General features: G+C 58.1%; 6 protein-coding genes and 4 pseudogenes. 5 read left to right on the top strand and 5 right to left on the bottom strand.

All coding sequences use genetic code 11. The annotated features are described in order from the left end of the window. The 4 genes and pseudogenes from AADJ04_RS17355 to AADJ04_RS17340 all read left to right on the top strand — a co-directional run. Window positions 1–539: pseudogene (locus AADJ04_RS17355) on the top strand (hypothetical protein); the annotation flags it as partial. Window positions 540–853: 314 nt separating this feature from the next. Next, window positions 854–1,294 carry a hypothetical protein gene (locus AADJ04_RS17350; RefSeq protein WP_252101799.1) on the top strand — a complete coding sequence of 147 codons (441 nt, stop codon included), beginning with the start codon at window positions 854–856 and terminating at the stop codon, window positions 1,292–1,294. Next, on the top strand, window positions 1,291–1,794 hold the full coding sequence (locus AADJ04_RS17345) for a cytochrome c (protein ID WP_341240379.1): 504 nt from the start codon (window positions 1,291–1,293) through the stop codon (window positions 1,792–1,794). The genes AADJ04_RS17350 and AADJ04_RS17345 overlap by 4 nt, the downstream gene beginning before the upstream one ends. A 180-nt stretch (window positions 1,795–1,974) precedes the next feature. Beyond that, window positions 1,975–2,439, top strand: a pseudogene (locus tag AADJ04_RS17340) (heavy metal-binding domain-containing protein); the annotation flags it as partial. Window positions 2,440–2,479: 40 nt separating this feature from the next. Here AADJ04_RS17340 and AADJ04_RS17335 read toward each other — a convergent pair. The 3 genes and pseudogenes from AADJ04_RS17335 to AADJ04_RS17325 form a co-directional block, all read right to left on the bottom strand. Next, window positions 2,480–2,692: pseudogene (locus tag AADJ04_RS17335) on the bottom strand (IS30 family transposase); the annotation flags it as partial. A gap of 32 nt (window positions 2,693–2,724) precedes the next feature. Continuing rightward, window positions 2,725–3,177, bottom strand: a pseudogene (locus AADJ04_RS17330) (Tn3 family transposase); the annotation flags it as partial. 280 nt (window positions 3,178–3,457) lie between these two features. Further along, complete coding sequence (locus AADJ04_RS17325) at window positions 3,458–3,922, bottom strand: hypothetical protein (RefSeq protein ID WP_233099887.1); 465 nt, start codon at window positions 3,920–3,922, stop codon at window positions 3,458–3,460. A 39-nt stretch (window positions 3,923–3,961) separates the two neighbouring features. Here AADJ04_RS17325 and AADJ04_RS17320 point away from each other — a divergent pair, with 39 nt between their 5' ends. Further along, a complete protein-coding gene (locus tag AADJ04_RS17320; RefSeq protein WP_341240378.1) occupies window positions 3,962–4,792 on the top strand; it encodes an EamA family transporter in 831 nt (276 codons plus the stop codon). Between the two features lie 32 nt (window positions 4,793–4,824). Here the strand turns inward: AADJ04_RS17320 and AADJ04_RS17315 are convergent, their stop codons facing one another. Next, a complete protein-coding gene (locus AADJ04_RS17315) occupies window positions 4,825–5,460 on the bottom strand; it encodes a hypothetical protein (protein WP_341240377.1) in 636 nt (211 codons plus the stop codon). A 402-nt stretch (window positions 5,461–5,862) separates the two neighbouring features. Next, complete coding sequence (locus tag AADJ04_RS17310) at window positions 5,863–6,243, bottom strand: hypothetical protein (RefSeq protein WP_015013004.1); 381 nt, start codon at window positions 6,241–6,243, stop codon at window positions 5,863–5,865. Between the last annotated feature and the right edge of the window lie 182 nt (window positions 6,244–6,425).

Here is a 6,425-nt window from a genome sequence, read left to right as displayed (position 1 = left end):
GTCTTCGCATCAGTCCGGACGGCAAGCAGGCCTACGTCGCCAACCTCAAGGGCGGAACGGTGTCGGTCATCGATACCGCCAGCCAGAAGGAGATCGCGCAAGTTCCTGCAGGCAAGGGGCCGGCTCAAGTGGGCTTCACGCCGGACGGGAGTCTTGTCTTGGTGTCGCTGTCGGAGGAAAACGCGGTCGCCGTGATCGACCCGGCTACGCGCAAGGTGATTCGCAAGGTTGCCGTCGGAACAGTCCCCATCCAGCTGTATGTCACGCCGGATTCGCGCACGCTGCTGGTGGCCAATCAGGGCACGCCCAAGAAGCCTGGCAAAACCGTCAGCCTGATTGAGCTGGAGAGTTTCAAGGTTACCAAGACCGTCGTGACCGGCGCCGGTGCTCATGGCGTGGTTGTCGACCGTGAAGGCCGGTACGCCTACGTTACCAACATGTACGCCAATTCGGTTTCCGTGCTTGATGTGAAGGATCGCAAGGTTGTGAAGACCGTTCCGGTAGGCAAGACTCCCAACGGCATCAGCATTACGCCTTGACGGTTTGTCCGTCGCTTGCAGCTGTCCGGCAAGGTGCAAAAAAAGTAAAACAAGACAACCTGGGCGTTTACAGAAATGACGGTCATCGATATTCGCATTCAACGAATCACGCAGCTTTACGATTCATTGGACCCTTCGCCGCTCCATGAGAAAACACTGAGCCGTGCTGTGGAAAACTATATCGTTGACTGTGCGGGCGAGTATGGTTTAGATGAATCGCTTCGTCTCATTGTTCATGTCCCGACGTCGATCAGAGAGTACGAGGTGGAAATTGCAGGAGCGATCCATGCGCACTTTCAAGCGCAATATGCGCAGTGCAGGCGCCGGTATCGACGAAGGATGCGACAGGGCACTTCCTGTTAACGGGACTCGCCGTTCTGGGTACGACGCTGCTTGTACGGGCCTTATTGGGTAATCCTGGCAACAGCCAGGTGCTTACGGCCATCAGGGAAGGGCTGTTGATTGTTGGCTGGGTGGCGATGTGGCGCCCGATCGAAGTACTCTTGTTTGAACGTGTGGAAAATCACCAAAACATGGCGCTTTTTGATCGTCTTTCCCACATCGAAGTGGGGTTCGCCCTAGAGAAGACCGAGTTTGACCATGATGCAAAAAGTGGGCAGATAGGGGATCTGCGGGCACTCAGCGATTCGCCTGCGCGGAGCCCGAATGCGCGCGACGAATCTTTTTTTACGATAGCGCGTGCGCCATTCTATCGGTCGATGACCGCAGGCGTGGCGTCGGAGAATTTGAAATGAAATTGAGACCACTTGTCCTTGGCGTGGGAGGGGGATTGGTCTTGCTCGTGGTGGCTGGAATCCTCTATTTCTTCTTGAGTGCCGGTGGCAGGCGGGAGGCAGCGTTGACGCATACCTTGCGTCCTGATGATCCTCAGGTCTTGCAAGTAGGCGCTCGCATATACGCTCAGAACTGTGTCGCCTGCCACGGCACCAAGGGCGAAGGCCAGCCCAACTGGCGTGATCGCGGATCGGATGGCTTGCTTCCTGCGCCGCCGCACGATCCCAGCGGCCACACCTGGCACCATCCTGATGCGCAACTTTTTGCCATCACCAAGCATGGCCTTGCCAAGCTCATCGACCAGCCTGACTATCGCACCGCCATGCCGGTCTACGACGGCGTGTTGAGCGATGACGAGATCGTGGCCGTGCTGTCCTGGATCAAAGCGCAATGGCCGCTGGAGGTACAGCAGCGCCATGACGAGATCAGCGCCCAATACCGCAAGTCCCTGCCTCGCTAGCTGTCGGGACGACGGCAGAAGCAGACTGAATCGCTTCAACATGATGAAAGACTTGACCTTGACATCATGGGAAGGCAAAAAATAGAACAAGCGTCTTGAAAGGCATTGACATGAACCATCACCCATCACCCATCACCCACATCACCAGCCCTCGGGGGCCAGTCGGCTGCCCTTGACGACATCTCACCGAAGGCGGACGACTTGAAGGATCCTGTGTGCGGTATGAGCGTGACCTCCCAATCGCCTCATCAGGCCATGCATGACGATCATCACTACCGCTTTTGCAGCACGCACTGCCGCGACAAGTTCATTGCAGACCCTGTGCGCTATAGGGTGAGCGAGGCACCGGTCGGTACATAAAATGCCGGCGCGCTCTATGTGTGCCCCATGCTCCCTGAAGTGCGCCAGGATCACCCAGGGCGCTGCCCCAAGTGCCAAATGAACCTGGTGTTGGAAGACCAGGCCAAGGACGGAACTGATGGTGCTCATCATCACGCCCACCATGCGCAGGGCCATGCGCAGCCCGGGGCGACCACCGACAAGGCCGCAGAAATGCCGGCTGGCACAATCTATACCTGCCCCATGTATCCCGAGGTGCAACAGGATCATCCCGGCAATTGCCCTAAATGCGGCATGTCATTGGAGGGCGGTCTCAAATCTGAAGTGCAACACCGCTGGTTGATATTCAATGAATGGTAGCGGAGCTTTTCTCGGCGATAGCCGCCATGAATCGCTGAAAAGCCTGGTAGGGAGAATCCCAGCCGAGAGTCTGACGAGGACGGTTGTTCATCAGATCGGCCATGGAGTCCAGCGCATCCTGGTCATGCATGCTCAGGTCTGTGCCCTTGGGCATGAACTGGCGCAGCAGCCCATTCGTGTTCTCACAACTGCCTTTTTGGGGTCGTCTCAGAAAACGGAAAATAAAGCACGTTAAGCCGGTGGCAGTGGTCGCAACGGTCTGAACTTGCCTGCGCCGACCTTGGTGCTGCTGCGCCAGAGGTAATCGCCGGTCAGATTGATGTGTTCCCACCCCAGCGGTGACAGGTATTGAAACAGCGTCTCGTCTACCGGTTTGCCGTGCCCGTTCAAAGCATTGGTTGCCCGTTCCAGATAGGCCGTGTTCCAAAGCACGATGGCCGCCGTTACCAGATTGAGGCCGCTGGCCCGGTAGCGTTGTTGCTCAAAACTGCGGTCGCGGATTTCGCCCAGTCGGTTGAAGAACACCGCCCTGGCCAGCGCGTTGCGCGCCTCGCCTTTGTTGAGTCCGGCCTGCACGCGGCGGCGCAGCTCCACGCTTTGCAGCCAATCCAGTATGAACAGCGTGCGCTCAATGCGCCCCAGCTCGCGCAGTGCAACGGCCAGTCCGTTCTGACGCGGATAGGAGAGCTTGCCCTCAACGATATCGCTGACTCGCGCCAGGGCCCGATGATCGTCAGTGGAAATGCTCTCGAAAATATCGATTGGCGCACTTTTCCTGAGGAATCTAAGCACATTTCTGGCTCGTCTTGCGTAGTGAGCAAATGCGAGGGTCTCGTTCATCGCCTCTATATGAGGGCAAGCCAGGATACGGCCAGTTTTGACTCATAAGCCTTTCGGTTATTAAAGAATCATCATTTATTCCTTCTTGTATCGACGCGTCACCCTTGACTCGCCAGAGGCCTGCTCACTTGACCTCTGGTGCTTCACCACCACGCTTTTTACGAAAAGATTTCTGCGTCGGTCTGAACTGCTCCACCAGTTCACGCAAGGTGCCAGCTTCGGCCTTGTGCTGTGCAACTGCCTGAAGAGCTTGCTGTAGCTCGACCGATTGCGCCTGGTGCGCCCTGGTAATTTCGGCCAAGGAGGCGCGAGCACCGGCTGCTTCTGCCGCCAACCTGCTCTGTGCAGCATTGGCTTCGAGTAGTTTGGCGTGACAGTCGCGTTCGGTCTCTGTCAGCTTGCCTCGCAATTGCTCCAATTGCTTTTCCGCCTGGGCACGCGCGGTTCGCTCTCGGTCAATTTCCCGAAGCGCCCGGTGCTCCGCTTCGGTAGATCGCTGGGCGGCTTCATCAATAGCTGCACGTCCTTTTTCCAACTCGGCGCTGAAATGCTGCCTGCTCTTCGATTGCTCCTGCTTTAGCTCATCCACCTGCCTGGACAGCGCCTCACCTCTCGCTGTGCTCGCAGCGTGCGCACGCCGTTCTTGCTCAAGCTCTGCAGCAAGGGCCTGAGCTCGGGTCTCCAGTTCGGTGACTTTGGTCTGTGCGGTCTGTATCTGGGTCTCCAGGACGGCGCTTCGCTGCAGAGCCTCCTGCAGGCCTGGCTGTACAGCGAAACCATGGACCGCCGCGTGTGGGCCGCCATGCTCTTGCTGCTCGCAGGAGGAATGGCGCTTGTTCTGGACCAGGGCCTACAGGGAGGAGTTCAGCTGATGGGGTTGCTTGCCGTGTTGCTGGCCACGGTCGCCTGGGGGGTAGACAACACTTTGTCCCGTGGACTGGCTGAGCGCGACCCCAGCCAGGTGGTGATGGCCAAGGCTACCTTGGGAGCCGCAGTGACGGCTGTATTGGCGGTTTCGACTGGGGAGCCTTGGCCTTCGTTATCCGCAGCACTAGGACTTCTCGCCGTGGGAGCCACTGGCTACGGCCTGAGTCTGCGCTTTTACCTTCTTGCCCAACGGGCGTTTGGCGCGGCGCGCACAGGCTCGGTGTTTGCTTTCGCGCCCTTCATCGGTGCTGCCGTGGCCTTCGGTTTCGGGGACCGCTCTGCGGGATGGTTGATGCTGCTGGGCGGGGTATTGATGCTGGCGGGAGTGGTACTGCACTTGGCGGAAAGCCATGGTCACGAGCACACACACGAAGTGCTTGAGCATGAGCATGCCCACCGGCACGACGATGGGCACCATTCACATGTGCACTTTGTGATGCCAAAGGGCAGCCACAGTCACAAGCACACCCATGAACCTATGACCCACGCTCATCCCCATGCTCCTGACGTGCACCATCAACACGTTCACTGAACCCCAGGGATTTTTTGTCTGCTCCCCCGAGGTCACTTGACCGTCAGGTCGGCGACCAGGCGAGCCTTGTAAGCCCTTTCCCGAATAGCATCCTCGCCGTCAGTCGCCCATACAAACGTGCTCTTCCATGCCCAAACCGTTCCATCGATCCGAAGAAATCGTAGGTCACCAGCTTTGCCATCCACGGTTGCGACTTGACGCTCTCCTTCGAAATCCAAGGTGAACGCATGCGTTCCTGGCTTCAACTTGAAGCGCACCATCGTGTTGGGGAGAGTCTCGGCGGCCATTTCGTTATCCGCGCTGATCTTCACAAACCGCCCGCCATCTCCCCAGTTGCGCCGTACGACGTAGACGGTGAGCGCATTCGGATCGGGAGTAAAGCGCTTCGCCTGAGCGTCGGCATTCAGGCTGGGGGCGGGTACCCGAGTGCACGCGACTACTCTGCCCTTACTGGTCTTGTAGCAGTATGGCGCTTCGGCGGAGGGATCGGCCCCAGTAGAGGTAGCACAACCCGCCAGCAGGCTAGCTGCCAGCACAGAGCTGAGGATCACGGAGAGGCGGCGGGTGCCTGAATATGCAGTTATTTTTGTCATGGATCTGTTTTTTTGCTGTGGAGGTTGTTGCGTATTGCCTGAAGCTTCATCAGCGACCCCGGTACCGTCACCCACTGTCTGCCTCCTTGGATTGCATATGGCGGCACCGCGATTTCGGTGTTTTTCGGTGTTTGAAACGCATTGCCTGTCGATCCCTCAGTCTCTTGGCCAAGCGTCGGCTGTACTTGATTTTTATGTCCATTGGCGGATGGCGTTTGAGCCAGATACGCCGCAGCCTCCAAAACACAAACACGGAGGTCAACAAGCCGATCCAAATCCAGAACAGTTTGGCAAAAGGCGCGACCTGTGCCGCCTGCATTGACATGGATCGCTCCTTTTTGCCTCCAGCAAAGGCATATTGCCGATGGGCTGACCGAACTCGCCGCTATGTAGTCAGTTGCTTTGACGTGAACGGACTGCTGAAAGTGGATCAACACTGGGACGTCGCGAGGGCGATCCCCCCAGCCAGGCTTCGTATTACTTCAGCGTGAAACGAACAGAGGCAACCGACTTGCCGGCCTTCGAGACAGCGACGACGGCTTTGGTACCGGCGGGGACTTTGAAGCTGCCCGTGGCTTCCAGCTTGCCGTCACCGGCTTGGAGCTGGACATCCTGTTTCTCGCTGCCTGCCAGCAGCGTGACCTTGGCGGTCATTCCCGCCACGGCAACTGGCTTTCCATGATCGCGCATATAGAGCTGCAGCTTGTCGGCGCTGGCGACGAGTTCGTACTCGACCTCCTTGGCTTCGGCGACAGCACCACCGTGCATCGGTTTGATGTCGTGACCATGGTTGTCAGCAGCGAACGCCGTGCCGCAGGCCGACACCGCCACTGCGAGAATGAGTTGGGAGAGTTTCATGACATTTCCTTTGGGGTTGGAGAAAAGGGAAGGTCCCGCGATCAGCGAGCGGGACCGTTTCAACTACACGGGAGCGGACACGTCCGGGGGATGCGAGGGCTCAGCAGACACGTCCTCATCTTCCTCGTCGGGCCGGTGGGCCAGACGGTAAAGAATCGGCAGCACGAGAAGCGTGAGCAGCG

It is taken from the genome of uncultured Acidovorax sp. (assembly GCF_964021665.1).
Classification (GTDB): domain Bacteria; phylum Pseudomonadota; class Gammaproteobacteria; order Burkholderiales; family Burkholderiaceae_C; genus Acidovorax; species Acidovorax temperans.
This window is presented reverse-complemented; position numbering and strand designations above follow the sequence as displayed.